Origin of the sequence: Neorhizobium sp. IRS_2294 (assembly GCF_050500145.1) — a bacterium.
GTDB classification, from domain to species: Bacteria; Pseudomonadota; Alphaproteobacteria; order Rhizobiales; family Rhizobiaceae; genus Neorhizobium; species Neorhizobium soli.
In genome coordinates, this window is the sequence record NZ_CP191439.1 from 3,536,415 (window position 1) to 3,562,563 (window position 26,149).

27 protein-coding genes are annotated in these 26,149 nt (G+C 59.0%); 19 read left to right on the forward strand and 8 right to left on the reverse strand.

Features of this window, described 5'->3' with window-relative positions; all coding sequences use genetic code 11:
* Positions 1-35: 35 nt before the first annotated feature.
* The 4 genes from mnmE to hemE all read right to left on the reverse strand — a co-directional run bounded on the left by mnmE (position 36) and on the right by hemE (position 4,453).
* Positions 36-1,334, reverse strand: coding sequence for a tRNA uridine-5-carboxymethylaminomethyl(34) synthesis GTPase MnmE (gene mnmE, locus ACQY1K_RS17025; RefSeq protein WP_430257942.1), 1,299 nt, complete (start codon positions 1,332-1,334; stop codon positions 36-38).
* Positions 1,335-1,421: 87 nt separating this feature from the next.
* Positions 1,422-2,687 (reverse strand): transcription termination factor Rho, encoded by a 1,266-nt coding sequence (gene rho, locus ACQY1K_RS17030; protein ID WP_092665173.1) that lies wholly within the window; start codon positions 2,685-2,687, stop codon positions 1,422-1,424.
* Positions 2,688-2,879: 192 nt separating this feature from the next.
* A complete protein-coding gene (gene hemJ / locus ACQY1K_RS17035; RefSeq protein WP_062577089.1) occupies positions 2,880-3,422 on the reverse strand; it encodes a protoporphyrinogen oxidase HemJ in 543 nt (180 codons plus the stop codon).
* The gene (gene hemE / locus ACQY1K_RS17040) at positions 3,419-4,453 is read right to left on the reverse strand and encodes a uroporphyrinogen decarboxylase (RefSeq protein ID WP_430257943.1); all 1,035 of its coding nucleotides are present in this window, start codon (positions 4,451-4,453) and stop codon (positions 3,419-3,421) included. The genes hemJ and hemE overlap by 4 nt, the downstream gene beginning before the upstream one ends.
* Before the next feature lie 401 nt (positions 4,454-4,854).
* Between hemE and ACQY1K_RS17045 the strand changes: the two genes are divergently transcribed.
* Genes ACQY1K_RS17045 through dnaQ form a run of 5 tightly spaced genes read left to right on the forward strand, consistent with a single transcriptional unit; the run spans position 4,855 to position 8,467 of the window.
* On the forward strand, positions 4,855-5,676 hold the full coding sequence (locus ACQY1K_RS17045; RefSeq protein WP_062462887.1) for a pyruvate, water dikinase regulatory protein: 822 nt from the start codon (positions 4,855-4,857) through the stop codon (positions 5,674-5,676).
* 36 nt (positions 5,677-5,712) lie between these two features.
* A complete protein-coding gene (locus ACQY1K_RS17050; protein ID WP_062577095.1) occupies positions 5,713-6,312 on the forward strand; it encodes a Maf-like protein in 600 nt (199 codons plus the stop codon).
* Positions 6,305-7,165: a shikimate dehydrogenase gene (locus ACQY1K_RS17055; protein ID WP_430257944.1), complete on the forward strand. Its 861-nt coding sequence runs from the start codon at positions 6,305-6,307 to the stop codon at positions 7,163-7,165. Before ACQY1K_RS17050 ends, ACQY1K_RS17055 begins: the two co-directional genes overlap by 8 nt.
* Positions 7,162-7,770 (forward strand): dephospho-CoA kinase, encoded by a 609-nt coding sequence (gene coaE / locus ACQY1K_RS17060; RefSeq protein ID WP_430257946.1) that lies wholly within the window; start codon positions 7,162-7,164, stop codon positions 7,768-7,770. The genes ACQY1K_RS17055 and coaE overlap by 4 nt, the downstream gene beginning before the upstream one ends.
* A complete protein-coding gene (gene dnaQ / locus ACQY1K_RS17065; protein ID WP_062462901.1) occupies positions 7,763-8,467 on the forward strand; it encodes a DNA polymerase III subunit epsilon in 705 nt (234 codons plus the stop codon). The genes coaE and dnaQ overlap by 8 nt, the downstream gene beginning before the upstream one ends.
* Positions 8,468-8,538: 71 nt before the next feature.
* Here dnaQ and secB read toward each other — a convergent pair whose 3' ends face one another.
* Positions 8,539-9,015: a protein-export chaperone SecB gene (gene secB / locus ACQY1K_RS17070; RefSeq protein ID WP_062462904.1), complete on the reverse strand. Its 477-nt coding sequence runs from the start codon at positions 9,013-9,015 to the stop codon at positions 8,539-8,541.
* Between the two features lie 92 nt (positions 9,016-9,107).
* Positions 9,108-9,647, reverse strand: a complete 540-nt coding sequence (locus tag ACQY1K_RS17075; RefSeq protein ID WP_430257947.1) for an FxsA family protein — start codon at positions 9,645-9,647, stop codon at positions 9,108-9,110.
* Positions 9,648-9,770: 123 nt separating this feature from the next.
* Between ACQY1K_RS17075 and ACQY1K_RS17080 the strand changes: the two genes are divergently transcribed.
* From ACQY1K_RS17080 to gyrB, 5 genes are all read left to right on the forward strand, one after another.
* Positions 9,771-10,469 carry a Tim44/TimA family putative adaptor protein gene (locus tag ACQY1K_RS17080; RefSeq protein WP_062462907.1) on the forward strand — a complete coding sequence of 233 codons (699 nt, stop codon included), beginning with the start codon at positions 9,771-9,773 and terminating at the stop codon, positions 10,467-10,469.
* On the forward strand, positions 10,466-11,602 hold the full coding sequence (mltA, locus tag ACQY1K_RS17085) for a murein transglycosylase A (protein ID WP_430257948.1): 1,137 nt from the start codon (positions 10,466-10,468) through the stop codon (positions 11,600-11,602). The genes ACQY1K_RS17080 and mltA overlap by 4 nt, the downstream gene beginning before the upstream one ends.
* 10 nt (positions 11,603-11,612) lie before the next feature.
* Positions 11,613-12,194, forward strand: a complete 582-nt coding sequence (locus ACQY1K_RS17090; protein WP_082471708.1) for a Smr/MutS family protein — start codon at positions 11,613-11,615, stop codon at positions 12,192-12,194.
* Complete coding sequence (locus ACQY1K_RS17095) at positions 12,191-12,544, forward strand: helix-turn-helix domain-containing protein (protein WP_092665195.1); 354 nt, start codon at positions 12,191-12,193, stop codon at positions 12,542-12,544. The genes ACQY1K_RS17090 and ACQY1K_RS17095 overlap by 4 nt, the downstream gene beginning before the upstream one ends.
* A 146-nt stretch (positions 12,545-12,690) precedes the next feature.
* Entirely contained in the window at positions 12,691-15,126 is a 2,436-nt protein-coding gene (gene gyrB / locus ACQY1K_RS17100; RefSeq protein ID WP_062577110.1) for a DNA topoisomerase (ATP-hydrolyzing) subunit B, read from the forward strand.
* Positions 15,127-15,239: 113 nt separating this feature from the next.
* Here gyrB and ACQY1K_RS17105 read toward each other — a convergent pair whose 3' ends face one another.
* On the reverse strand, positions 15,240-15,839 hold the full coding sequence (locus ACQY1K_RS17105) for a nitroreductase family protein (protein WP_092665198.1): 600 nt from the start codon (positions 15,837-15,839) through the stop codon (positions 15,240-15,242).
* 140 nt (positions 15,840-15,979) lie between these two features.
* Here ACQY1K_RS17105 and ACQY1K_RS17110 point away from each other — a divergent pair, with 140 nt between their 5' ends.
* From ACQY1K_RS17110 to ACQY1K_RS17125, 4 genes are all read left to right on the forward strand, one after another.
* Complete coding sequence (locus ACQY1K_RS17110; RefSeq protein ID WP_113167245.1) at positions 15,980-16,822, forward strand: fumarylacetoacetate hydrolase family protein; 843 nt, start codon at positions 15,980-15,982, stop codon at positions 16,820-16,822.
* 172 nt (positions 16,823-16,994) lie between these two features.
* A complete protein-coding gene (locus tag ACQY1K_RS17115) occupies positions 16,995-18,287 on the forward strand; it encodes a polyhydroxyalkanoate depolymerase (protein ID WP_184655558.1) in 1,293 nt (430 codons plus the stop codon).
* A 163-nt stretch (positions 18,288-18,450) separates the two neighbouring features.
* Complete coding sequence (locus ACQY1K_RS17120) at positions 18,451-18,891, forward strand: DUF2852 domain-containing protein (protein ID WP_113109957.1); 441 nt, start codon at positions 18,451-18,453, stop codon at positions 18,889-18,891.
* A gap of 98 nt (positions 18,892-18,989) precedes the next feature.
* Positions 18,990-19,751 carry a M48 family metallopeptidase gene (locus tag ACQY1K_RS17125; RefSeq protein WP_430257949.1) on the forward strand — a complete coding sequence of 254 codons (762 nt, stop codon included), beginning with the start codon at positions 18,990-18,992 and terminating at the stop codon, positions 19,749-19,751.
* A 36-nt stretch (positions 19,752-19,787) separates the two neighbouring features.
* Here ACQY1K_RS17125 and ACQY1K_RS17130 read toward each other — a convergent pair whose 3' ends face one another.
* A complete protein-coding gene (locus ACQY1K_RS17130; protein WP_249406545.1) occupies positions 19,788-20,765 on the reverse strand; it encodes a cell wall hydrolase in 978 nt (325 codons plus the stop codon).
* A gap of 306 nt (positions 20,766-21,071) precedes the next feature.
* Between ACQY1K_RS17130 and ACQY1K_RS17135 the strand changes: the two genes are divergently transcribed.
* Genes ACQY1K_RS17135 through ACQY1K_RS17155 form a run of 5 tightly spaced genes read left to right on the forward strand, consistent with a single transcriptional unit; the run spans position 21,072 to position 26,132 of the window.
* Entirely contained in the window at positions 21,072-21,722 is a 651-nt protein-coding gene (locus ACQY1K_RS17135; RefSeq protein ID WP_430257951.1) for a phosphoribosylanthranilate isomerase, read from the forward strand.
* An 11-nt stretch (positions 21,723-21,733) separates the two neighbouring features.
* Entirely contained in the window at positions 21,734-22,954 is a 1,221-nt protein-coding gene (gene trpB / locus ACQY1K_RS17140; RefSeq protein WP_092665274.1) for a tryptophan synthase subunit beta, read from the forward strand.
* 2 nt (positions 22,955-22,956) lie between these two features.
* On the forward strand, positions 22,957-23,796 hold the full coding sequence (gene trpA / locus ACQY1K_RS17145) for a tryptophan synthase subunit alpha (protein ID WP_192078916.1): 840 nt from the start codon (positions 22,957-22,959) through the stop codon (positions 23,794-23,796).
* A gap of 44 nt (positions 23,797-23,840) precedes the next feature.
* On the forward strand, positions 23,841-24,737 hold the full coding sequence (gene accD, locus ACQY1K_RS17150; RefSeq protein ID WP_062462950.1) for an acetyl-CoA carboxylase, carboxyltransferase subunit beta: 897 nt from the start codon (positions 23,841-23,843) through the stop codon (positions 24,735-24,737).
* A gap of 42 nt (positions 24,738-24,779) precedes the next feature.
* Complete coding sequence (locus ACQY1K_RS17155; protein WP_430257952.1) at positions 24,780-26,132, forward strand: bifunctional folylpolyglutamate synthase/dihydrofolate synthase; 1,353 nt, start codon at positions 24,780-24,782, stop codon at positions 26,130-26,132.
* The last annotated feature ends 17 nt before the right edge of the window (positions 26,133-26,149 follow it).

Below are 26,149 nucleotides of genomic sequence, written 5' to 3' on the forward strand. Positions count from 1 at the left end.
TCATTGTCCCACGTCAGCCGAGTGTTTCACGTGAATCATTTTCCGATACAGAACTGCGAGAAGATAACATCCAGCAACTGCTCGACATCGACCCGGCCCGTAATGCGCCCCAAGGCGGATGCGGCTGCTCGGAGGCTTTCGGCTCTCAAGTCAAGTTCCGTGCCGTTTAACGCCTCTGCAATAAAATTGGAAGCATCTTTCAGTGCGTCGACTTGCCGAGCTCTGTTCGGAACCAGCGAACCGGTCCACAGCGCTGTGATCTTTCGGAGGATGGTCTCCCTGAGGAGCTCGAGCCCGTCGCCAGTTTTTGTTGAGATGCAAAGGTCGAAGTCGTCCGAAGGTGCGTGCGCATCCAGCTTCGTTCCGACAGTCAAGACGTTAGTCTGACTGAACTCATGGTTTTGTAACGCCGGCGAATCGATCTCATTGAGAGCGAGAATCATGTCGGCTTGCTCGATCGCAACACGGGCCCGACGGATCCCTTCGACTTCAACAATGTCGTCGCTTTCCCGCAGGCCAGCCGTATCGAAGAACCGGACGAGATAACCCGACATGTCGAGATCGACATGCAGGATATCCCGGGTCGTGCCTGCACGTTCCGTCACAATCGCCACATCCCGGTTCGCAAGCGCGTTCAAAAGACTGCTTTTGCCCGCGTTCGGAGGCCCGGCGATGACGATCTTGTAGCCATCCCGGATGATCTCGCCAGACTTTGCGGTTTCCAGATGCTGGAGAAGTTCCAGATAAATCTGTCCCACCTCGCTCCAGACCCGCTCCGATACGGAACCCGGCACGTCGTCCTCGTCAGCGAAATCCAGCTCGGCCTCGATCAGAGCACGCGACCGCGTCAGACGCTCAGCCCAGTCGATATAGAGCGCTGACTGGCCGCCAAAGCTTTGCTCGACCGCTAGACGGCGCTGCATTTCCGTTTCGGCAGAGATGAGATCCGCAAGACCTTCAATCTCGACGAGATCCAACCTGCCGTTCTCAAACGCTCGCCTTGAAAACTCTCCCGCCTCGGCCAACCTAAGTCCGTCGATTTGCTCGAGCTCTAGGATGAGAGCTGCAACAACGGCGCGGCTGCCATGCACATGCAGTTCGACGCAGTCTTCTCCCGTAAACGAGTTTGGCCCCGGGAAGCCGACCACCAGTCCCTGATCGATGATCGCCCCGTTTCGGCCGCGAATCGTTCTGAGCGATGCTTTACGGTCCGTCGCTAAACGACCAGCAAGCGTCTCAGCCGCGGTGAAGGCTTGGTTGCCGCTTAGCCTGATAACGGCGAGACCTGCGGGCAGTGCTCCACTCGAAAGGGCAAAGATCGTATCAGGGTTCATGATGAAGCTTTCGGACTGTGTCCCAGAAACTCGAAAGCGCCCGTCTTTACGACGGGCGCCTCTCGGTAGCGTGAATCCGGCTAAGGATCAGGTGTTCATCGAGTCGAAGAAGTCGCTGTTGCTCTTGGTCTGCTTCAGCTTGTCGATCAGGAACTCGATTGCATCGGTCGTTCCCATCGGCGCGAGAATGCGACGGAGAACAAAGATCTTCTGCAGGTCCTGGCGCTGGACGAGGAGGTCTTCCTTGCGCGTGCCGGATTTCAGAATATCCATGGCCGGGAAGATGCGCTTGTCGGCAACCTTTCGGTCGAGCACGATTTCCGAGTTGCCGGTCCCCTTGAACTCTTCGAAGATGACTTCGTCCATACGACTGCCCGTATCGATCAGCGCCGTAGCGATGATTGTCAGCGAGCCACCTTCTTCAATATTACGGGCGGCACCGAAGAAGCGCTTCGGGCGCTGCAGGGCGTTGGCATCCACACCACCGGTCAGAACCTTGCCGGATGACGGAACGACCGTGTTGTAGGCGCGGCCAAGACGGGTGATGGAGTCGAGCAGAATGACGACATCGCGCCCGTGTTCGACCAGACGTTTCGCCTTCTCGATGACCATTTCAGCCACCTGAACGTGGCGGATGGCGGGTTCGTCGAAGGTCGAGGAAACAACTTCGCCCTTCACCGAGCGCTGCATGTCCGTCACTTCTTCCGGCCGCTCGTCAATCAGGAGAACGATGAGATAGCACTCGGGGTGGTTAGCCGTGATCGAATGCGCGATGTTCTGCAAGAGAACGGTCTTACCCGTGCGCGGCGGCGCGACGATCAGGCCGCGCTGGCCCTTGCCGAGCGGTGCGACGAGATCGATCACGCGCGCCGAATTGTCCTTCGACGTCGGGACGTCGAGTTCCATCTTGAAGCGCTCATTCGGGTAGAGCGGCGTCAGATTGTCGAAATGCACCTTGTGGCGGATTTTTTCCGGGTCGTCGAAGTTGATCGTGTTGACCTTCAGCAGCGCGAAATAGCGCTCGCCTTCCTTCGGCCCGCGGATCGGTCCCTCAACGGTGTCGCCAGTCTTCAGCGAAAAGCGGCGGATCTGCGAGGGAGAGATGTAGATATCATCCGGGCCAGGCAGGTAATTGGCGTTGGCCGAACGGAGAAATCCGAAGCCATCCTGCAGAACTTCAACGACACCTTCGCCGATGATCTCGACATCCTGGCTGGCCAGAATCTTGAGAATCGCAAACATCAATTCCTGCTTGCGCATGGTGCTGGCGTTTTCCACCTCCAGCGATTCGGCGAATGTCAGCAAATCGGTCGGCGATTTGCTCTTGAGTTCTTGAAGCTTCATTTCAGCCATGAAGAGGGGACCATATTCAGAATTTTTTGGGGAAACAGGCGTGTCGGTGAAATTCGCTACCGCGGAAGACACCGGGGTAGGACAGACGATTACACACATGCCACGAGATGAGATGGCTGGGAAAATAGCTGTTCACGAGCACGCCTGCAAGGGGGAGGGGCAGGCGGAGTTAAGAAAAAGCTCAAGACACCATCAAAATGGCTTAACGATGACCATGATTACGATGGCAATCATCAAAACCGTCGGGATTTCGTTCATCAACCGCCAGTAGCGGGCGGTTTTGCGCGGCCCGTCTATGGCAAAAGCCCGAACTGCGGCACTGAACCGCATATGCGCCATGGTGAGCAGCAGGACAAACAGTATCTTGGCATGAAGCCAGCCGCCCTGGAAACCGTAGACTGCCCAAGCGAGATAAAGCCCGAGCGCCCAGCTGATCATCATCGCCGGGTTCATGATGATTTTCAGGAGCCGCCCCTCCATCACTTTGAAGGTTTCCGACTGGGCGGAGCCGGGTTCGGCTTCCGTGTGATAGATGAAAAGCCTGGGAAGGTAGAGCAGCCCGGCCATCCAGGAAATCACGGCGATGACGTGAAAGGCCTTGATGTAGAGCAGGAAATCATCCGGCCGCAGCCAGTAGATAAAAAACAGCACGACGACGAAAACCGAAAGCGCCGTCGCCGCCCGGAACGCGACACGCCGCCCATTTCCGGCACCGGTGCGATCGTCCCGCGTCATACGCCCGATCCTCTGACCCGTTTCACAAGATGCGCAACAGTCTGCGGATCCGCCTGCGGTGTGATGCCGTGGCCGAGATTGAAGATCAGCGGTCCCTGTCCAAGCCCCTGGAGAATAGCATCGATCCCGTCGTCTAGGGACTTTCCGCCCGCCACCACGCGCATTGGATCGAGATTGCCCTGAACAGGTCCGTCCTTCTGCAGCTCCTGCGCAAACGACATCGGCACCGACCAATCCAGCCCGATTGCATCTGCGCCCGTCCGGGCGCGGTAGTGTTTGAGGTTCATGCCTGCACCCTTGGCGAAAGCAATCACCTTCGCGTCACGTCGCGCTGACTTGATGATATCGATGATCCGCCGCACGGGCTTGATCGAGAATTCCTCGAATTCCTTCTCCCCGAGCACGCCGGCCCAGGAATCGAAGATCTGCACGACATCTGCGCCCGCATCGATCTGACCAATCAGATATTCGGCAGACATTTCCGCCAGCAGAGCCAGCAGTTTTTCGAAGGCCTCGGGGTAGCGGTAGGCGAACAGACGTGCCGGCGCTTGGTCCGGTGTTCCCTGACCGGCGATCATATAGGTCGCAACGGTCCAGGGAGCCCCGCAGAAGCCGATCAGGGCAGTTTCAGGGGGTAGCTCCAGCCGAAGCCTCCTAACCGTCTCCAGCACCGGTGCAAGGTGGGAAAGCATCGTGCTGCCATCGAGCGCTGCAATCCCTGCTTCGTCGATCGGATCCATCCTTGGACCCTCTCCCTGCACGAAGCGAACATTGCGCTTCAAGGCATCGGGAATGACGAGGATATCGGAAAACAGAATGGCTGCGTCGAACTCGTAGCGCCGGATAGGCTGAAGCGTCACTTCGACAGCCAGATCCGGCGTATAACAGAGATCGAGAAACGAACCGGCTGCCGCACGGACTTCGCGGTACTCGGGCAGATATCGACCTGCCTGCCTCATAAGCCATATCGGCGGTGGGGTGATCGTCTTGCCGTTCAGCACCTCAACGATCTTCCTGGTCGGACCGGCCAATGGGTTCTCCAAATAAAGAAAATAAGATTCTTAAGATCTTCTATTTCTTAGAGTCGGTGAGTAGCAAGGATTAAAACTCCCGCACAGAAAACGCGACGATCTGCCGCTCCGTATCGTTGAAAAGGAAAACTTCTGGGCATTCTTGGCAGAGCTTCTGGATAACCATATTTCGATCAGGGATATCAATTGCTTGTGCCGGGCGCTTGGTGAAGCTCTCTTGTGGATATCTTGTGAATCAATCGATAGGTTAATCCGGTTATCCCCGCTTTGAACAGGGGGCCTGAAACGGCTTCCTCGAAATACGTGATTGTGGACAACTCGGAGGTTATCCCAGGGGTCTGGCTCGGCCCTCGAAAGGCGGTCAGTCTCTCCCCGGTTATCAACAGAGGACGAAGAACAACGTGGAGAACAGAAAAAACTTCTTCCATCTCCACCTCATATCTGACTCCACGGGCGAGACCCTGATCTCGACAGGACGCGCGGCGGCAGCCCAGTTCCAGACCTCGCTCGCCGTCGAGCACGTCTATCCGCTGGTGCGAAACCGCAAGCAGGTTCTCGCCGTGCTGGAGGCGATCGATCGTGAACCGGGGATCGTCCTTTATACGATCGTTGATCGCGAGCTTGCGAAACTGCTGGACGACCGCTGCCGTCAGATAGGAACACCGTGCGTCAACGTGCTGGAACCGGTTATGGCGACATTCCAGACCTATCTCGGAGCACCGTCTAAATACCGCGTCGGCGCGCAGCATGCGCTCAACGCGGAATATTTCGCCCGCATCGAAGCGCTGAACTTCACCATGGATCATGACGATGGCCAGATGCCCGAAGGGTACGACGAGGCCGATGTCGTACTGGTCGGGATCAGCCGCACTTCGAAGACGCCGACCAGCATCTATCTCGCCAACCGCGGAATCAAGACGGCCAATATCCCGATCGTGCCGGGCGTCGACCTTCCGCACGCACTTCTGTCTGCAACCCGGCCCCTGATCGTCGGGCTGGTCGCGACGACGGACCGCATTTCACAGGTGCGCGAACACCGCGAACTCGGAACCACGCAAAATTTCGATCGCGGTCATTATACGGATCGGGCAACGATCAACGAGGAACTGAAATATGCACGAGCGCTCTGCTCGCGCCACGGCTGGCCGGTCATCGACGTCACCCGCCGGTCGATCGAGGAGACGGCGGCGGCCATCGTTGCGCTCCGCCCGAAGCTACGGTAATTCGGCACTAATTCCATCCGGAGATCTGCCGTGACAATGTCTCACTCAAGGCCACTCATATTGGCCTCATCCAGCAAGTTCAGACGCATGTTGATGGAAAATGCGGGGCTGAGTTTCGAAAGCCGGGCCGCCGATATCGATGAACGTCAGATCGAGGCGGGACTGGTGGGCGCCAGCCCAGATATCGTCGCGCTGACCTTGGCAAAGGCCAAGGCGCTCGATGTCAGCAGACACTATCCTTCCGCCATCGTCATCGGGTCGGATCAGACCATGTCGCTCGATCATCGCGTTTATCACAAGCCGAAATCACGGGAAGAGGCGCGCGAAAGCCTGCTCTCTCTGTCGGACAGGACGCATAGGCTGAACAGCGCCGTCGCTCTTATGCGCGATGGCGAAACCCTTTGGGAGCATGTTGCACACGCCGATCTTACCGTCAGACCGCTCAGCGAGATATTCGTGGATCGCTATCTGGATAGGGTGGGCGAAACGGTGTTCGGAAGCGTCGGCGCCTACCAGTTGGAAGGTGAGGGCATTCAGCTCTTCTCGCGGATCAAGGGAGATTACTTCACCATTCTCGGCCTCCCCATGCTGCCGCTTCTCGACACCTTGCGCGCGATCGGAGCGATCGATGGCTGATTCACGTGAAACACTTTTGGTTAACGCTTTCGTAACGGGGTGGCCGATCAAGCACTCGCGTTCGCCGATCATCCACGGTCATTGGCTGGCTAAGTTCGGTATTGCTGGCCGCTACACACGTGAAGCGGTGGCACCTGGGGATTTTCCAGCTTTCATCAGCAAGCTTAAAGGCGGATCATCGGGCTATCGCGGCGGCAATGTCACGATTCCCCACAAGGAAATGGCTTTTGCGCTCGCTGATCGTCCAGATGCGATTGCCGAAGAACTCGGTGCCGCCAATACGCTGTGGATGGAGGACGGTGTTCTTCACGCCTCGAACTCCGATGTCTACGGCTTTACCGCCAACCTCGACGAACAGTCGCCCGGTTGGGGAAATGTCGATCGCGCCGTCATTCTCGGTGCAGGCGGTGCCAGCCGTGCGATCATTCAAGCCGTCAGGGATCAGGGCGTCGGAGAAATCCACGTCGTCAACCGGACCGTGGCGCGTGCGCAGGAACTTGCCGACCGGTTCGGACAAAACGTGCACGCGCATGCGATGGAAGCACTGGGCGAGGTCATGTCCGGCGCAGGTCTCTTTGTGAATACAACATCGCTCGGCATGGACGGCGCGCCGATACCGCAGTTCGACTTCTCGACCATGCTCACGAACGCAGTCGTTACCGATATCGTTTATATCCCGCTGCAAACGGACATTCTGAAACAGGCGGAGGAGCAGGGCTTCGTGACCGTGGATGGTCTCGGCATGCTTCTGCATCAGGCCGTGCCGGGTTTCGAGAAATGGTTCGGCCTCCGCCCTGTCGTCGATCAGACGCTGCGGGATCTCGTCATCGCAGATATGGATATGCACGGATGATCGTTATCGGCCTCACCGGCTCCATCGGCATGGGGAAATCCACCACCGCAGAAATGTTTGCGCAAGAGGGTATCCCGGTCAACGATGCCGACCAGGTGGTCCACGATCTCTATCACGGTGAAGCGGTCGATCCGATCGCGGAGGCGTTCCCGAATGCGGTCAGAGACGGTGTCGTCGACCGACAGGAACTGTCGCGCCAGCTTTCTGCAGCACCTGAAAAATTCAAGCTTCTGGAATCCATCGTCCACCCGCTGGTGCGCAAACACGAAACGGAATTTCTCGATAAACACAAAAGCGCCGGCGCAGCGCTCGTTGTGCTCGACATTCCCTTGCTGTTTGAGACCGGCGGCGAGAAAAGGGTCGATTTTGTCGTCGTCGTCAGCTGCGATCCACAGGTGCAGCGCCAGAGGGTACTTGCGCGTCCCGGCATGACGGAGGAGAAGTTGTCGATGATCTTGGCGCGGCAGGTTCCGGATGCCGAAAAGCGGGCGCGTGCCGATTTCGTCATCGACACTGGCGCCGGACTGGAGCCAGCCAGATCAAGCGTGCGCGACATCATCGCCACTCTAAAAGCCGGCAGCAGGAACGGAAATACCCATGCGTGAAATCATCTTCGATACCGAAACCACCGGCCTTGAATCCAAGGCCGACCGGATTATCGAAATCGGCGGCATAGAGCTCATCAACAACTTCCCGACGGGGAGAACGTTGCACCTCTATATCAACCCGGGCGATCGCAAGGTTCATCCGGATGCGCTGGCCGTCCATGGCATTACCGATGAGTCGCTGAAAGACAAGCCGCCCTTCGCCCAGGTGGCGCAACAGATCATCGACTTCTTCGATGGCGCCCGGTGGATCGCCCACAATGCCAATTTCGATATCGGCTTTATCAATGCCGAATTTGAACGCATAGGCCTGCCGCCGGTTCCACCGGAAAACGTGGTCGATACGCTTTCGATGGCCCGCCGAAAGCATCCGATGGGTCCTAACTCCCTCGACGCACTGTGCCGTCGCTACGGCATCGACAATGGCCATCGCACCAAGCACGGCGCGCTGCTCGACTCCGAACTCCTGGCGGAAGTGTATATCGAGATGACCGGCGGCCGGCAGGCGGCTCTCGGTCTGGTCGGTGCTGATCAGCCGAGAAACGTCATCGAGATCGATGATGTGGTGGTAACCGCGATCGCCGCACGGCCACGCCCTTTGCCACCGCGTATCAGCGAAGACGACATCGCCGCCCATGCCGCGATGGTGATTGGACTGAAGGATAAGGCCGTCTGGCTGAAATATGCAGCCGACTGATTTCTGCTGAAGTCCAAACATGAAAAAAGCCCGGCTGTGACCGGGCTTTTTATATTCTATCCGTTGCTCGCTCAGCTGTTGAGCGGCTGAACCTGCGACTTGGTCTGTTCTTCGGCCATGCGCTGCGAGAACATCTGACCGAAATCGATCGGATCGATCATCAGCGGCGGGAAGCCACCGTTGCGGGTCACGTCGGAAATGATCTGGCGTGCGAACGGGAAGAGAAGACGCGGGCATTCGATAAACAGAAGCGGCAGCATGTGCTCCTGCGGGAAACCGGTGATGCGGAAAACGCCGCCGTAAACCAGCTCGGCCGCAAACACGATCTTGTCGTCTTCACGGGCTTCGGCACTCAGCGATAGAACGACGTCGAAGTCGTTTTCGGAAAGCGGATTGGCGTTGACGTTGACGCTGATGTTGATCGCTGGTGCCTTGTCGCGCGACTGCAGCGAGCGCGGCGCGCCGGGATTTTCGAACGAAAGATCCTTGGTGTACTGCGCCAGGATATTGAGCGAGGGTGCGGAAGCCTGTTCGTTATCGTCTGCCATAAAAATTCCTCAAGGCTGGAAAGGGTGGCTGAAAAGCGTTGGGGGCACTTAACATTTCGCTCCGGGGCTTACAACCCTGCGAGATCTTAGCCTTAAGGTTCGATCCGCTTATCCTTGTCCGCCCAAGGCGAGGACGGGTTCGGTTCGCGGCGATAATCGTCGTCATCGAGATCGACCACCGGGCCGGATCCAACCGGATGAACAGGCTCAGGGCCGGGGCCAGGGCCGGGACCGGCGCGAAAACCGCCCGGGCTTCTGCGATCGCCCGAATTCACGACGACCACGCGGCTGCCGATGGCCGACCAGATCAGGTTGCGGATAAAGGGCAAAAGCAGCGCGAGACCAATGATGTCGGTCAGAAACCCAGGCAGCATCAGCAGGATGCCAGCCACCACGACCATCGCTCCGCTTACCAATTCGGCTGCAGGCATCCGACCTTCGCGCCCTTCTGTCGAGAGCCGCCGCAGCATAGTCATCCCCTGGCCGCGGATCATCAATGCGCCCAGGAGGCCCGTTCCGAGGACGAGGCCAAGCGTTCCCCAGAGTCCGATCGCTCTTCCGACCAGAACAAAACCAGCGATTTCGGCCAGCGGCCAAGCCAGGAGAACAACCGGAAGGAATGGTAAGCGCATAATCATTGCCTGTATCTAATTGGCGGATATGGGTTCATCTCACGCCGTTGCTATTTGAAGATGGGCGGTAGGAGACTATATGAAAAGCTGCATAGAACTTTTAAACGACAATTGCGGGATAAAATGGGCTCGAACGACTTGATAACACTGTTTTTCCTCGTCGCAGCAGTGCTGATATTCCTGCAATTGCGCAGCGTCCTCGGCCGGCGCACGGGACATGAGAAGCCGCCGACTGAGACAGTCAGCCCTCGCGATGTTGCCCGCGGTCCCGTCGAGGACGATAGCAAGGTAGTGACGCTTCCTCGCCGCGACAATGTCGATGAGGAACAACGCAATGCCGATATCGATGCCGTCGCAAAGCCTGATACGCCGCTCAACGCATCGCTTCGTGCCCTCGTGAAGGAAGATCCGTCGTTCCGCCCGAAGGAATTCCTCAACGGCGTGCGGATGGCGTACGAAATGATCGTCATGGCTTTTGCCGATGGTGATCGGAAGACCTTGAAGGGGCTTCTCTCCAATGAGGTCTATGACGGCTTCGAAGCGGCGATCGCCGAGCGCGAGGCCAAGGGCGAGGTGATCAAGTCCACCTTTGTCGGCATCGACAAATGCGACATGACACAGGTTTCGATCAAGGACGGCGAATCTCAGGTTACCGTCCGCATTGTCAGCCAGTTGATCTCCGCAACCTTCGACAAGGCCGGCACGCTGATCGACGGCGATCAGGAAACCGTAGCCGACGTCATCGACATCTGGACCTTTGCCCGCGACATCGGCTCCCGCGACCCGAACTGGAAGCTGGTCGCCACCGAATCCGAACAATGATTTCCGCGTCTCCGACCCTCTCTGACTTCCGCCTCGAGAGGGTCGACTTCGCGGATCTCCCCGGTTGGGCTGCCGACGATCCGAGCCCGCTGTATGAGGCGATGCATGCTTGCGCGGCCCATATCCGCAACGTTAAGCCCTATCGCAAGGGTTCTCTCGGCCTGGAGGCCATGGAACTGGCGGACCTCTTCGAGCAGGCCGCACCATTTGCCGATGCCTCTGCAGCTCGCACCTTCTTCGAACAACGCTGCACACCCTTCCGGATCCTGAAGCACAATGACGAACAAGGATTCGTCACCGCCTTCTACGAACCGGAAGTCGACGTCTCCGATGTGAGCGAAGGTCTTTTCACCCATCCCTTCTATTTCCGGCCTGACGATCTCGTCGATCTCGACGAAAGCAATCGCCCTGCGGATCTCGACTCCGGCTACATGTTCGGCCGTCAGACGCCGGATGGTATCGTCGCTTATCCGGATCGCGGTGAAATCGATCGCGGCTGTCTCGACGGCCGGGGGCTGGAGATAGCCTTCGCACGGTCGCGGATCGACGTCTTCTTTGCCCATGTTCAGGGCGCAGCTCGGCTGGTCTACCCCGATGGCCGCGTCCGTCGCATCACCTACGCGGCAAAGGCTGGCCATCCGTTTTCGCCGATCGGCAAGCTTCTGATCGATCGTGGCGAAATCGCTCGCGAAGATATTTCCATGCAGAGCATACGGGCGTGGCTTGCCGAAGCTCTGGTGTTGAATCCGGCTAAGGTTGATGAAGTCTTATGGCACAACAAGTCCTACATCTTCTTCCGTGAGGCCGATGTCAGCGACCCTGACCTCGGTCCTATCGCTGCCGCCAAGGTGCCGCTTGTCGCGGGACGCTCGCTCGCCGTGGATCGCTCCATTCACACATTCGGCTACCCCTTTTTCATCTGTGCGGAAGGGCTGACACATCTCGACGACGGCAAGCCGTTTGCGCGGCTGATGCTGGCGCTCGATACGGGTTCAGCCATTATTGGGCCTGCAAGGGGCGATATCTTCACCGGTTCCGGCTATCACGCGGGCGAGCTTGCCGGCACGGTGCGAAACGATGCGGATTTCTATATCCTCGTCCCAAACGCGGCCGCCGGCCGTTATGCCGGGTAGGATATGGCGCATGAAGGATCGAAAACTCAGTTCAGATGAACGCATCCTTTGGGGCAAGGTGGCGAAATCCGCCCGTGCTCTGCCTGGGCGCATGAAAGAGATCGCTGCCTTCGAAGAGGAAATGGCGGCACGACTGGCGGCAGAGGATGAAGTCTCCAAGCCCCCGGTACCGCCAACCCAGCGTGTCAGCGATGCCTTCGCGGCAGTCGCGCCGAAGGTAAAAAAGCCTGCCGGCATTCATCATCCACTGGAAAAACCCACCCGGAAGAAGCTCGCCAAGGGTCGCCTGGCGATCGATGCTCGGCTCGATCTCCATGGTCTCTACCAGGACGCCGCCCACGATCTGCTGCTCGATTTTCTCTACAGTGCACATGATCGCGGTCTGCGCCATGTTCTCGTCATCACCGGCAAGGGCCGCTCGGTGGGCGGCGAGGGGGTTCTGCGCCGTGCGGTGCCGCTGTGGTTCTCCAAGGCCGAATTTCGTTTCCTGATCTCGTCCTACGAATGGGCAGCCCAAAACCATGGTGGCGAGGGCGCCATGTACGTGCGGCTTTCGAAGAGCCGTGCGGATTATAGGGGATCGGTCCTGTGACGCCCTTTGGTGAAGCCCTTCGACAGCTGCGCGCCAAAAAGGGAGTTACCCAGAGGCAACTGGCAGAGGCGATCGGGGTTACGCCTGCCTATCTGTCGGCCTTGGAACATGGCAAACGGGGCCGGCCCACATTTGAGTTGCTCCAGCGTATCACCGGCTATTTCAACATCATCTGGGATGAAGCGGAAGAATTGTTTCGGGTCGCAGAAGCCTCGCGCCCGAAAGTGGTCCTCGACACGACAGGCCTGGCGCCTGCATACACCGCATTTGCCAACGCCTTGGCGGCACGGATTCGCTCTTTGCCGCCGGACGTGCTAGAGGAAATGCGAAGACTTCTGCAAAAGGCTTGAATTGCCCTGGAAATCTCTGCGCATCCACGCCTTTCCAGGCATTTTGCGAGGCACCAACCTTTAGAAACCGCCCTGAATTCCCTATATTCAAGGCGGAGACTCCGGTGATTCGCTCGCCGGTATTTTAACCAACTGGAAGAGACTGAATGACCGACACACCCGTCAGCGATCACGGCGCGAGTGCCGAATACGGTGCCGATTCCATCAAGGTTCTAAAGGGCCTGGATGCGGTGCGAAAGCGCCCAGGCATGTATATCGGCGACACAGACGACGGCTCGGGTCTGCATCACATGGTCTACGAGGTCGTCGACAACGCGATCGACGAAGCCTTGGCCGGCCATGCAGATATCGTCACGGTCACGCTCAATGCGGATGGCTCGGTCAGCGTCACCGACAACGGTCGCGGCATTCCGACGGATATCCACACCGGCGAAGGCGTCTCGGCAGCTGAGGTCATCATGACCCAGCTCCACGCCGGCGGTAAGTTCGACCAGAATTCCTACAAGGTCTCGGGCGGACTGCACGGCGTTGGCGTCTCGGTCGTCAATGCACTTTCGGTCTGGCTCAAGCTGAAGATCCGTCGCTCGGGCAAGGTTCACGAGATCTCGTTCACGCACGGCGTCGCCGATGCGCCGCTGAAGGTCATCGGGGATTATGAAGGTCGCTCCGGCACGGAAGTTACCTTCCTCGCCAGCACCGAAACCTTCACCATGACCGAGTTTGATTACGGCACACTCGAGCACCGCCTTCGCGAACTCGCCTTCCTCAACTCCGGCGTTCGAATCCGGCTCACCGATCGGCGCAAACCGGACGTGAAGGAAGAGGAAATGCTGTATGACGGCGGCCTCGAAGCCTTCGTCAAATATCTCGACCGTTCCAAGAAGCCGCTCGTCGAAAAGCCTGTCGCCATCAAGGGCGAGAAGGACGGCATGACGGTGGAAGTCGCGATGTGGTGGAATGACAGCTACCACGAGAACGTTCTCTGCTTCACCAACAACATTCCGCAGCGCGATGGCGGCACGCATATGGCGGGCTTCCGTGGTGCGCTGACTCGCCAGATCACGTCCTATGCGGATTCGTCCGGCATCATGAAAAAGGAAAAGGTTTCGCTCACCGGTGACGACTGCCGAGAAGGCCTGACCGCAGTTCTTTCCGTGAAGGTGCCGGATCCGAAGTTCTCGTCGCAGACCAAGGACAAACTCGTGTCCTCGGAAGTGCGCCCGGTTGTCGAAAGCCTCGTCAACGAAGCGCTGAGCTCCTGGCTTGAAGAACATCCGGCTGAAGCGAAGATCCTCGTCGGCAAGGTGGTGGAAGCTGCTGTTGCCCGCGAAGCGGCCCGCAAGGCTCGTGAACTCACCCGCCGCAAGGGGGTGCTCGATATCGCTTCGCTTCCCGGCAAGCTCGCCGATTGCTCCGAACGCGATCCGGCCAAGTCCGAAGTCTTCCTCGTCGAGGGTGACTCCGCCGGCGGTTCCGCCAAACAGGGCCGTTCGCGTGATACCCAGGCGATCCTACCGCTCCGCGGCAAGATCCTGAACGTCGAGCGCGCCCGTTTCGACAAGATGCTGTCCAGCCAGGAAATCGGCACGCTGATTACCGCTCTGGGCACATCGATCGGCAAGGATGAGTTCAACGCTGACAAGCTGCGCTATCACAAGATCATCATCATGACCGATGCCGACGTCGACGGCGCCCATATCAGAACCCTGCTGCTGACCTTCTTCTTCCGGCAGATGCCGGAACTGATCGAGCGTGGCCACATCTACATTGCCCAGCCGCCGCTCTATAAGGTGACGCGCGGCAAGTCGATCCAGTACCTGAAGAACGAGCAGGCTCTGGAAGAGTATCTGATCGGCATGGGGCTGGAAGATACGACCCTGACCCTCGGCTCCGGTGAAGTCCGTGCCGGCCAGGATATGCGCGAAGTCATCCAGGATGCATTGCGCATCCGCTCGATCATCGAGGGACTGCATTCTCGCTACAACCGCTCGATCATCGAGCAGGCAGCCATTGCCGGCGCGCTTCATCCAGATCTGACGGATAACCCCGAACGGGCCCAGCAGACGGCTAACGAAGTCGCCAAGCGTCTCGATATGATCGCCGAGGAAACCGAGCGTGGCTGGTCGGGTCACGTCACCGACGAAGGCGGCATGCGCTTTGAGCGGATGGTTCGTGGCGTCAAGGAAGTCGCCGTGATCGATGTGGCCCTGATCGGCTCTGCCGATGCCCGCCATATCGACCAGATGTCGTCGCGTCTGCAGGAGATCTACAGCACGTCGCCAGTTCTTGCCCGCAAGGATAGCGAGCAGGATATTTCAGGTCCACGCGCCCTTCTCGACACGATCTTTGCGGCGGGACGCAAGGGACTGTCCATGCAGCGCTATAAAGGACTTGGTGAAATGAATGCCGAGCAGCTGTGGGAAACAACGCTTGATCCCAACGTTCGCTCGCTGCTTCAGGTCAAGGTTCCCGATGCGACGGATGCAGACGGTTTGTTCTCTCGTCTGATGGGCGACGAGGTTGAGCCCCGGCGCGAGTTCATTCAAGAGAACGCGCTGAACGTCGCCAACCTCGATATCTGAGAGATATCTACTCAACGCAAAAACGGCGGCCTCTTGGCCGCCGTTTTTGTTTGTCCAGCACAAATCTGTTTCACGTGAATCTATCCTGTGGACGGACAATTCACGTGAAACAATTATTCTTCGCCGGCAAACCTTCCCTCGAAAGCGACTTCCGATACAGGCTTGCGCTGGCTTGGAACCTCACGCTCGCGCAAGTCCTCCGGCAGCGTGTCCTTGGCTGCCATCCGCCCGATCGCCGCTGCGGCTTCCACCCTGAAACCCTCAGGCAAACCAAGTTCGCCAACAGCCTTTTCCTTGTCGAACCCTTCCATGCCATGCGCATGATACCCAAGCTTCATCGCCTGGCAGATGATTGAGAACCACGCGGCGCCTGTATCGAAAGAATGCGTGTATCCCTCGCGACGTTCGCCATCCTTGGAAACGCGATAGGTTTTCGACACGAAGAAGACCAGCGCGCCCGCGTTTTCTGCCCAGCGACGATTGCCCGGAACGAGCAGATCCGCAAGTCTGGTGAAATCCTCGGTACCATGTAACGCGTAGACAAAACGCCAAGGCTGGCTATTGCCGGAAGAGGGCGCCCAATGCGCGGCATCCAGAATGGTCAGCATCGTTTCCCGATCGATGGCTTCCTTCTCGAAGGCCCGCGGCGACCAGCGATCGAGAAAGAAAGCGTCGATTGGAAATTCCGAAGTCCGGCTGTTGCTGGTCGTCATAGTGTCCTCTTCAGTTTTGGTCTTACCCAATCTAGGCAGTTAGGGCTGCTTTGCAATGAACCGCAGATGGCAGAAAGAGGGGTGACAATCGCGCCTCTTTTTTGCATAAACACTTGTCTGACAACTGGAGGAATAAGACCTTGAAATTGATGCGTGTAGGACCTGTGGGCCAGGAGAAGCCGGCATTGCTCGATCAGGATGGCAAGATCCGTGATCTGTCTGGCCATGTCGCGGATATCGGCGGGGAGGCGATTTCGCCCGAGGGTTTGACGAAGATTGCCGCGATCGACGCGTCTACATTGCCGGAACTGTCTGCCGATCGGATCGGCGCCTGCGTGACGGGCACCGGCAAGTTCATCTGCATCGGCCTCAACTATTCCGACCACGCGGCCGAAACCGGCGCCACCGTGCCGCCGGAACCGATCATCTTCATGAAGGCCACCTCCGCCATCGTCGGACCCAACGACGACGTCGTCATTCCGCGCACATCGGAAAAGACCGACTGGGAAGTTGAACTCGGCGTCGTCATCGGCAAGACCGCTAAATACGTGTCGGAAGCCGAGGCGCTGGATTACGTTGCCGGCTACTGCCTGACCAACGACGTCTCCGAGCGCGCCTTCCAGACAGAACGCGCGGGCCAGTGGACCAAGGGCAAGTCCTGCGACACGTTCGGACCGATTGGCCCATGGCTTGTCACCAAGGACGAGGTCGCGGATCCGCAGAACCTTGGAATGTGGCTGACGGTCAACGGCGAAAAGATGCAGAACGGCTCATCCAAGACGATGGTTTACGGCGTCGCCTTCCTCGTCTCCTATCTCAGCCAGTTCATGTCGCTGCATCCGGGAGACGTCATCTCCACGGGTACGCCTCCGGGCGTCGGCCTTGGCCTCAAGCCCCCGCGCTTCCTGAAAGCCGGCGACGTTGTCGAACTCGGCATCGATGGTCTCGGCACCCAGAAACAGACATTCGTCGCCGATATCTGATCGATCGCTGGCATCGGCAAGGCGTGCTGCAGCGAGGGAAGGGCGGTGGTAAACCGCCGCCCTTTCATAACTCCCTCCACAAGTGCTAGCCTTGCTGCATTCCGATGGCGGAACGTTTTGCCCGCCACCGCTTTGACGGATATCGGACCAGGGATGAGGAGAGCCCGATTTCATGTTCTACCAGCTCTATGAGTTGAACCATGCCGCCATGGCGCCGTTCCGGGCCGCCGCGGATGCCATGCGCTTCATGTCCGACAATCCGATGAACCCGTTCGCCCAGACAGCACTTGGCCGCTCCATGTCGGCCAGTCTCGAAGTGTTCGAGCGGATGACGCGACGCTATGGAAAGCCGAGCTTCAATCTTCCGGAAACGGTGGTCGACGGTAAGCCGGTCATGGTCACCGAAGAGATCGTCTGGGCAAAGCCCTTTTGCAATCTCCTGCATTTTCGCCGCGATCTGCCCGCCGCGCGCCCGGCCGACCAGAAGATCCTGCTCGTCGCGCCGATGTCCGGTCACTATGCCACCTTGCTGCGTGGCACGGTCGAGGCGTTGCTTCCGCATGCGGATCTCTACATCACCGACTGGATCGATGCCCGCATGGTTCCGGTCACCGAGGGCAGCTTCGATCTCGACGATTACATCGACTACCTGATCGAGATGCTGCATCAGATCGGTCCCGGCACCCATGTGGTCGGCGTCTGCCAGCCATCGGTGCCTGTGCTTGCCGCCGTTGCGGTGATGGAGACCCGCGGTGATCGGATGGCGCCCGCCTCGATGACGCTGATGGGTGGACCGATCGATACCCGCAGCAATCCGACAGCCGTCAACAAACTCGCCGGAGATCACCCACTCGAATGGTTTCGCGACAATGTCATCATGAGCGTACCGTTTCCGCAGCCGGGCTTCATGCGGCGCGTCTATCCGGGCTTCCTGCAGCTGTCAGGCTTCATGTCGATGAACCTTGACCGCCACGTCACCGCTCACAAGGAGTTCTACGAGCACCTCGTCAAGAACGATGGCGAGCCTGCCGAAAAACACCGTGAATTCTACGACGAATATCTCGCGGTGATGGATCTGACGGAAGAATTCTATCTGCAGACCGTCGATGCCGTGTTTATCCGTCATTCCCTGCCCAAGGGCGAGATGATGCATCGCGCGATGCCTGTCGATACGAAGGCGATCCGTTCCGTTGCTCTTCTGACGGTAGAAGGCGAAAACGACGATATTTCCGGCGTCGGCCAGACAAAGGCGGCGCACACGATTTGTCCGAATATCCCGGATGACAAGCGCCAGCATTACATGCAGCCCGATGTCGGGCATTACGGCGTCTTCAACGGCTCGCGTTTCCGCAGTGAAATCGCCCCCCGCATCATCGAATTCACCCGTAAGCATGCCATGGACGATACCAAGACTGCCAAGCCCGCATCCCGGAAGCGCAATACCAAGGGTGATTCGCCGATCTGAGAGTGGATCCGGTTCGATGCCGGTATCTGGATTTCTCCAAGGTATTTCAGCATGTTCTTGGATTTAGCGACCTGTCTTCTTGAAGGCGGGTCTGAGGCTCACCAAATCGGATATCATCGGGCTGGCATCAGGCCACTCCGCATTGAACTGAAGGGTGTAACCCATGAACCAGTCTGCATTGATTCGTCCGGAATGGACGCCGGCCACCATTGGTTTAATGGTGCTCGGTTTCGTGGTCTTCTGGCCTCTTGGCTTGGCCATGCTTGCCTATATCATCTTCGGGGATCGGCTTCGCGGCTTCAAGCGCGATGCCAATAATCGCGCCGACGAATGGGCCGGCAAGACCAGCCGATGGTTTTCCAGAAGCCGCGCCGCTGGCTACAACACGCATTTCTCGACAGGCAACGTTGCCTTCGACGATTGGCGCAAGGCCGAACTCAACCGCATGGATGAAGAACGCCGCAAGCTCGACGAAATGCGCGATGAGTTCGACAGCTATTCCCGCGAGCTTCGCCGTGCCAAAGATCAGGAAGAGTTCGATCGTTTCATGCGCGAGCGCCGCAACAGCAACGCTTCCGGCCAGAACCCGGTCGTCGACGTCTGATCGGTCAAACGGATCTTCTGAAAACGTAACGAGCCGGCGTCCTTGCGACGCCGGCTTTTTCATGAGAACGGTGCTCTCGAATCGGCTAGAAAGGCTACATGTTCGCGCTCCTCAAAAAGCCCCTTCGCGCCCGCTCGAAACCGCTCGAAACCGTGAAGCGCACGCTTGAAGTCGGAAACCGCGCTTTGCCGCTGACGATCAAGGAAAACGGTCGCGCCACTCGCATCACGCTGCGCATCGAGCCCGGCGGCCGGGCGCTTAATCTCACTGTGCCGGCAGGCCTTCGGAAAAGCGAGATCGAGGAATTTCTCGAGCGCCATCAGGGTTGGCTGCTCACGAAGCTCTCGAAATTCTCCACCGACAATCCCATCCGCTCAGGCGGCTTCGTGCCGATTCGCGGCGTTCAGCACCGCATCGACCATACCGGAACGCTTCGCGGCCTGACGGAAATCGCCATGGTCGATGGCGTGCCGGTGGTAAGGGTAAGCGGGCTGGAGGATCATCTCGGCCGTCGGGTCGCGACATTTCTGAAAAAAGAAGCACGTCGAGATATGGAGTTGCTGGCCTTTCGCCATGCCGCATCGATCCGCAAGCCGGTCGCATCAGTCACGCTGAAAGACACGATAAGCCGGTGGGGATCCTGTTCCTGGGATGGAAACCTGAGCTTTTCCTGGCGCATCGTCATGGCGCCGCCGCTGGTGATCGATTACCTCGCAGCCCACGAAGTGGCGCATCTGAAGGAAATGAACCACGGGCCAAAGTTCTGGGCTCTCTGCCACCAGCTTTGCCCGAGGATGGAAGAGGCGCGCAAATGGCTGAAGCAGAATGGCTCGCAGCTTCACGCGCTGGATTTCAGCTGAAGCCCGGCTAAAACAAACGGAAACTGGACGAAGAGATCAAGGTGTAGCTGTGCGAGCCGGGAACTGACGCGGAGTCGGCGCGACCATTACCATGTCGCCGGCTGTGTCGGTCTTGGCACCCGCCGGGCGCCGTTTCGGCAGAGGCCCGCTATTGGGCAAGGCTTCAGTCGAAAGAATGGCGGCACTTGCCGCATCCATGCCAGCGCCGGCCTGGTAGGCCTGCATCATGCTGGGCGAATGGGAAACAGGCTGCACTGTTGCGACAGCGGCGGAAGATGTGTCGGCAACCGTTGTGACAGAGGCAACGCCCGGCAAGGGCTGCTGCGTTGCTGCGGACGCAACGGCAACGGGGCTTGGTGTCTGTTCACGAACAGGCTCGGCCCGTGCGATCATGCTCATCGCTCCCGGCGTTGGTACGATCGTCCCTTCAGCCATCATGACATAGGCCCCGGCAGGCTTCGGCTCTGGCGTCTGCAAGTTGCCGTCCTCGTCGCGCTTTTCGTAAAACACGTTGCCGCCGGCATCAGCGACGTAATGCATGTTCTTGTAGGGGAAGCGCAGGCCCTTCGTGTGGAAGAACATCGCTTCCTTCACATCGGGGTGGCGCTTGCCCTTCAGCACGGCTTCCGCTGCTTCATTCAGCTGCGGCGCAGTGTTTTCGTCCATCTTGCGGGTCATCACACCCGGCGCGAACTGCTTTTCCTGCCCCACGACACCACAGATCGTCTCAGGGTAAAGACCTGAGGTCAGGCGGTTCATGATGACGCTGCCGACAGCCATGAAACCATCGGGGCTGCTGCGCCTTGATTCGAAATACATCGCGCGCTTGAGGCATTCGCGGTCGCTGGACGAATAGGTGTAGACCTGCTTTGCCGAACCCACATTGACCTGGGCAGTTCGTGTCTTCGAAGACTTGGAATCGAGCGACGCAGTCGTCTGAGTGCAGGCTGAAAGAGCGCTCACCGCGGCAAGGCACATTGCAGCGCGCACAAAGTTCGCACCTCTTGCCGCCATGACTACCCCCTGCGAAAACATTTCAAGAAACAATTTGCTGTGGAATAAGTTACTGGCAAAACCCTAATAAATCAAACCTGAATCGAGAACGTCTATTTTCCCGGAAAAACCTGCTCTTTTGACCGAGGTTCTGGTTGTGATGATATCGGCGAGCATGTCCTTGCGCGTGCAGGATCGTGGTGGAGAACCGAATCACACCCCGGGAGATTGCCTGAGGTCTGCAGAAGAGGAGTCCGTGCCGAACTGTCACGCCACCAAACCGCTGAAGGGCTCGACTCCGGGCGCGTTTCGTGCCAATCCGCGCACATGAAACCGGATATCAAGATCTGCGGCCTCAAGACTGAAGAAGCGGTCGATCGCGCGGTGACGCGCGGCGCAACCCATATCGGCTTCATCTTCTTTCCCAAGAGCCCGCGCAACATCGCGCCCGAAATCGCCGGAGACCTGGCGGACCGGGTGCGTGGCAAGGCGAAGATCGTTGCAGTCACTGTTGATGCCGATGACGAGGAACTTGACGATATCGTCTCGCTGCTTCGCCCGGACATGCTTCAGCTCCACGGTCACGAGAGCCCGGAACGGATTTTGCACGTCAAGGCTCTCTACGGTCTGCCTGTCATGAAAGCGTTTTCTGTCAAGTCCGCGGATGATCTTGCAGGGGTCGATGCCTATATAGGTGTAGCTGACCGTTTTCTGTTCGACGCGAAGGCACCGGCTGGCTCCGATCTTCCGGGCGGCAACGGCGTTTCCTTCGACTGGAAGGCCATGGCGTCGCTTGACCAGAGCGTGGATTACATGCTTTCCGGGGGCCTGAACAAGGATAATGTCGCGACTGCGCTCTCATCGACGCGGGCAAGCGGCATAGATGTATCGTCCGGTGTCGAAAGCGCGCCAGGCGCCAAGGATCTGGGCATGATCGATGCGTTCTTCGATGCGGCAGACGCCGCTACGAAACGCTGAAGGAGTTGAAAGTGAACGAGACCCCAAAACTGAATTCGTTCCGTTCCGGTCCCGACGAGGACGGCCTCTTCGGTATTTTCGGCGGCCGCTTTGTCGCGGAAACGCTGATGCCCCTGATCCTGGATCTGCAGGGCGAATGGGAAAAGGCCAAGACCGATCCCGCATTTCAAAAGCAGCTCACCGATCTCGGCAAACACTATGTCGGCCGCCCCAGCCCGCTCTATTTCGCCGAGCGCATGACGGCAGAACTCGGCGGCGCAAAGATCTATTTCAAGCGCGACGAGCTCAATCACACCGGCTCCCACAAGATCAACAACTGCATTGGCCAGATCCTGCTTGCCAAGCGCATGGGCAAGACCCGCATCATCGCTGAAACCGGTGCCGGCCAGCATGGTGTCGCTTCGGCCACGGTCGCTGCCCGCTTCGGCCTGCCCTGCGTCGTCTACATGGGCGCGACAGATGTCGAGCGCCAGGCACCCAATGTCTTCCGCATGAAGCTTTTGGGCGCCGAGGTGATCCCGGTCACGTCAGGCCACGGCACGCTCAAGGATGCCATGAACGAGGCATTGCGCGACTGGGTCACCAATGTCGATGACACCTATTACATGATCGGCACCGCTGCCGGTCCGCATCCCTATCCGGAAATGGTCCGCGACTTCCAGTCGGTCATCGGTCGCGAAACCAAGGAACAGATGCTGGAAGCCGAGGGACGTCTGCCCGACATGCTGGTAGCAGCCGTTGGCGGTGGATCGAATGCGATCGGCCTGTTCCATCCGTTCCTCGATGATGACAGCGTAAGGATCGTCGGCGTCGAAGCCGGCGGCAAGGGCCTCAACGGCGAGGAGCACTGCGCCTCGCTGACGGCAGGCTCGCCTGGCGTTCTGCATGGCAACCGCACCTATCTGCTGCAGGATGGCGACGGACAGATCAAGGAAGGTCATTCGATCTCGGCCGGTCTCGATTATCCCGGCATCGGCCCTGAACATTCCTGGCTGAAAGACATGGGACGTGTCGAATACGTCCCGATCATGGATACCGAAGCGCTCGAAGCCTTCCAGTTCCTGACGCGCACCGAGGGCATCATCCCCGCGCTCGAACCCTCGCACGCACTGGCCGAAGTCATGAAGCGCGCACCAAAGATGTCCAAGGACGAAATCATCGTCATGAACCTGTGCGGTCGTGGCGACAAGGACATCTTCACTGTCGGCAAAATTCTTGGAATGGGGCTCTGAACATGACCGCACGGATGGACAAGCGTTTTGCCGATCTGAAGGCCGAAGGCCGCCCGGCACTGATCACCTATTTCATGGGCGGCGATCCTGATTTCGCCACGTCGCTGGCCATCATGAAGGCTCTGCCGGATGCCGGCGCCGACGTGATCGAACTCGGAATGCCCTTTTCCGACCCGATGGCCGATGGTCCGGCAATCCAGATGGCGGGGCAGCGCGCGCTGAAAGGCGGCCAGACGCTCGCCAAGACGCTGGATCTCGCCCGCGAATTCCGCAAGACCGATGCCGCGACGCCGATCGTCATGATGGGCTACTACAATCCGATCTATATCTACGGCGTCGACAGGTTTGTTGATGACGCGCTGGAAGCCGGAATCGACGGCCTGATCATCGTCGACCTGCCGCCTGAAATGGATGACGAGCTTTGCATCCCGGCGATCGCCAAGGGGCTGAACTTCATCCGTCTGACCACGCCGACCACGGACGAAAAGCGCCTTCCGACGGTTTTGCACAACACGTCGGGCTTCGTCTATTACGTTTCGATGAACGGCATTACCGGATCCGCTCTGCCGGATCTGTCGCTGATCTCGGGCGCTGTCTCCCGCATCAAGGGTCATACCGACCTGCCGGTCTGCGTCGGCTTCGGCGTCAAGACCGCCAACCATGCGCAAGCCATCGGCGCTGCGGCTGATGGTGTCGTCGTCGGCAGTGCAATCGTTGCGCAGGTTGCCGGCAGTCTCACCAAGGATGGCGCTGCGACGCCAGATACGGTATCTGCCGTTTCCACCTTCGTCCGCGGCCTGGCCACCGGTGTGCGTTCCGCCCGCCTTGTTGCCGCCGAATAACTGGCCCAGATAGGCCTGACAAGTCCAAACTCGGAGTACGCCCAGTGAACTGGATCACCAATTACGTCCGGCCGCGCATCAACTCCATGCTCGGCCGTCCCGATCGGGACGTTCCGGAAAATCTCTGGATCAAATGCCCGGAAACCGGGGAAATGGTCTTCCACAAGGATCTCGAAGAGAACAAGTGGGTCATTCCCGCCTCGGGCTTCCACATGAAGATGCCGGCCAAGGCGCGTCTGAGAGACATGTTCGACGACGGCGAGTTCGAATCGCTGGTACAGCCGAAGGTCGCCCAGGATCCGCTCAAGTTTCGCGACTCCAAGAAATATGCTGACCGCTTGAAGGACAGCCGTATCAAGACCGATCAGGAGGACACGATCCTCGCCGGTCTCGGTTCCGTCCATGGCGTTAAACTCGTCGCCGTCGTGCACGAATTCAACTTCATCGGCGGTTCGCTCGGCATGGCGGCCGGCGAAGCGATCGTCAAGGCGGCCGAGCGCGCCTTGAAGGAAAAGTGCCCGCTGGTGATCTTCCCGGCTTCTGGCGGCGCCCGCATGCAGGAAGGCATCCTGTCGCTGATGCAGCTGCCCCGCACCACGGTTGCCGTCGACATGCTGAAGGAAGCAGGCCTTCCCTATATTTGTGTGCTGACCAACCCGACCACCGGCGGCGTGACCGCTTCCTATGCCATGCTGGGTGATGTCCATATCGCCGAACCGGGCGCCGAGATCGGCTTTGCCGGCAAGCGCGTGATCGAACAGACCCTGCGCGAAAAGCTGCCGGAAGGCTTCCAGACCGCAGAATACCTGCTTGAGCATGGCATGGTGGATATGGTCGTCAAGCGCCACGATATCCCGGCAACGCTGGCGCGGATCCTGAAGATGCTGATGAGACAGCCCGATCAGGAATTCCTTCCCGCCCCTGTCGCCGTCAGCGCCTGAACACCGGTTCTGACCTAACGTGATCGGAGCCGGAGCTTCGGGATGACGACGATGAACCAGCCCGTGGCAAGTGCGGCCGAGCAGGAAATCGAGCGGCTGATGACCCTTCACCCGAAGGGTTTCGATCTGTCGCTCGAGCGCATTACCCGCCTCCTTGAGGTGCTCGGCAATCCACATCTGAAACTGCCGCCGGTCATTCATGTGGCCGGCACCAACGGCAAGGGGTCCTGCACCGCCTTTTGCCGCGCGCTTCTCGAAGCGGGTGGCTATGCCGTGCACGTCCACACATCGCCGCATCTGGTGCGCTGGCACGAACGCTTTCGCATCGGCGTGAAGGGCGGCCGGGGCCAGCTTGTCGACGATGCCCTGCTGGCGGATGCGCTGCGCCGCGTCGGCGATGCCAATGCCGGCCAGATGATCACCGTGTTCGAGATCCTGACAGCGGCAACCTTCCTGATCTTTTCCGAACAGCCCGCCGATGCCGTAGTGCTGGAAGTGGGCTTGGGCGGTCGCTTCGATGCGACCAACGTCATCACCGACCCCGCCGTCTCGGTGATCATGCCGATCGCGCTCGATCACCAGGCCTATCTGGGCGACAAGGTCGAACTGATCGCAGCGGAAAAGGCCGGCATCATGAAACGGCGCCGCCCGGTCGTCGTCGGCGCCCAGGAATTCGATGCGGCCCGCGAGGTTCTGGTTGCGACTGCCGAACGGCTGGGTTGTCCGCTCTCCATCTATGGCCAGGATTTCTCAGCCCATGAGGAGTTCGGCCGGCTGATTTACCAGGACGAAGACGGCCTGCAAGACCTGCCGCTGCCGCGCCTTCCGGGCCGCCACCAGTTCGCCAATGCGGCTGCCGCCATCCGCGCCGTCAAGGCTGCCGGTTTTACGGTGACGGATGCGACGATGGAAAAGGCGATGGCCATGGTTGAATGGCCGGCCCGCCTGCAGAAGCTGGTCGAGGGCAAACTGCTCGAATTCGCGCCCCCGGGTTCCGAGATTTGGCTCGATGGCGGGCACAATCCCGCCGGAGGCGAAGTGATTGCCGAAGCCATGGCCGCCTTCGAGGAACGCCAGACCCGGCCGCTCTATCTCGTTACCGGCATGATCAACACGAAGGATCCGGTCGGATATTTCAGAGCCTTTGCCGATCTCGCCGAACACGTCTTTACCGTCCGCATTCGCGATAGCGAGGCAGGCCTCGATCCTGTCGTGCTCGCCAATGCCGCCTTCGATGCCGGACTGGTTGCCGAACCCGCCGGTTCCACGATCGAAGCCTTGCAGGAAATCACCCGCCGCCAGCTTCCCGGCAGTCAGCCACCCCGTATCCTGATCGGTGGCTCGCTCTATTTCGCCGGCAATGTACTCGCTGACAATGGCACGCCACCGGTCTGATAACGGACAGGATCTAT

Bases quoted from the DNA above. Each gene is read 5' to 3' on its own strand.
- mnmE (WP_430257942.1), bottom strand. From the start codon at position 1,334: ATGAACCCTGATACGATCTTTGCCCTTTCGAGTGGAGCACTGCCCGCA.
- ACQY1K_RS17115 (WP_184655558.1), top strand. From the start codon at position 16,995: ATGTTCTACCAGCTCTATGAGTTGAACCATGCCGCCATGGCGCCGTTC.
- ACQY1K_RS17080 (WP_062462907.1), top strand. From the start codon at position 9,771: ATGGGCTCGAACGACTTGATAACACTGTTTTTCCTCGTCGCAGCAGTG.
- hemJ (WP_062577089.1), bottom strand. From the start codon at position 3,422: ATGACGCGGGACGATCGCACCGGTGCCGGAAATGGGCGGCGTGTCGCG.
- rho (WP_092665173.1), bottom strand. From the start codon at position 2,687: ATGGCTGAAATGAAGCTTCAAGAACTCAAGAGCAAATCGCCGACCGAT.
- mltA (WP_430257948.1), top strand. From the start codon at position 10,466: ATGATTTCCGCGTCTCCGACCCTCTCTGACTTCCGCCTCGAGAGGGTC.
- secB (WP_062462904.1), bottom strand. From the start codon at position 9,015: ATGGCAGACGATAACGAACAGGCTTCCGCACCCTCGCTCAATATCCTG.
- ACQY1K_RS17155 (WP_430257952.1), top strand. From the start codon at position 24,780: ATGACGACGATGAACCAGCCCGTGGCAAGTGCGGCCGAGCAGGAAATC.
- ACQY1K_RS17130 (WP_249406545.1), bottom strand. From the start codon at position 20,765: ATGGCGGCAAGAGGTGCGAACTTTGTGCGCGCTGCAATGTGCCTTGCC.
- ACQY1K_RS17075 (WP_430257947.1), bottom strand. From the start codon at position 9,647: ATGCGCTTACCATTCCTTCCGGTTGTTCTCCTGGCTTGGCCGCTGGCC.
- coaE (WP_430257946.1), top strand. From the start codon at position 7,162: ATGATCGTTATCGGCCTCACCGGCTCCATCGGCATGGGGAAATCCACC.
- ACQY1K_RS17105 (WP_092665198.1), bottom strand. From the start codon at position 15,839: ATGACGACCAGCAACAGCCGGACTTCGGAATTTCCAATCGACGCTTTC.
- ACQY1K_RS17125 (WP_430257949.1), top strand. From the start codon at position 18,990: ATGTTCGCGCTCCTCAAAAAGCCCCTTCGCGCCCGCTCGAAACCGCTC.
- dnaQ (WP_062462901.1), top strand. From the start codon at position 7,763: ATGCGTGAAATCATCTTCGATACCGAAACCACCGGCCTTGAATCCAAG.
- ACQY1K_RS17120 (WP_113109957.1), top strand. From the start codon at position 18,451: ATGAACCAGTCTGCATTGATTCGTCCGGAATGGACGCCGGCCACCATT.
- trpA (WP_192078916.1), top strand. From the start codon at position 22,957: ATGACCGCACGGATGGACAAGCGTTTTGCCGATCTGAAGGCCGAAGGC.
- ACQY1K_RS17135 (WP_430257951.1), top strand. From the start codon at position 21,072: ATGAAACCGGATATCAAGATCTGCGGCCTCAAGACTGAAGAAGCGGTC.
- ACQY1K_RS17055 (WP_430257944.1), top strand. From the start codon at position 6,305: ATGGCTGATTCACGTGAAACACTTTTGGTTAACGCTTTCGTAACGGGG.
- ACQY1K_RS17050 (WP_062577095.1), top strand. From the start codon at position 5,713: ATGTCTCACTCAAGGCCACTCATATTGGCCTCATCCAGCAAGTTCAGA.
- gyrB (WP_062577110.1), top strand. From the start codon at position 12,691: ATGACCGACACACCCGTCAGCGATCACGGCGCGAGTGCCGAATACGGT.
- ACQY1K_RS17090 (WP_082471708.1), top strand. From the start codon at position 11,613: ATGAAGGATCGAAAACTCAGTTCAGATGAACGCATCCTTTGGGGCAAG.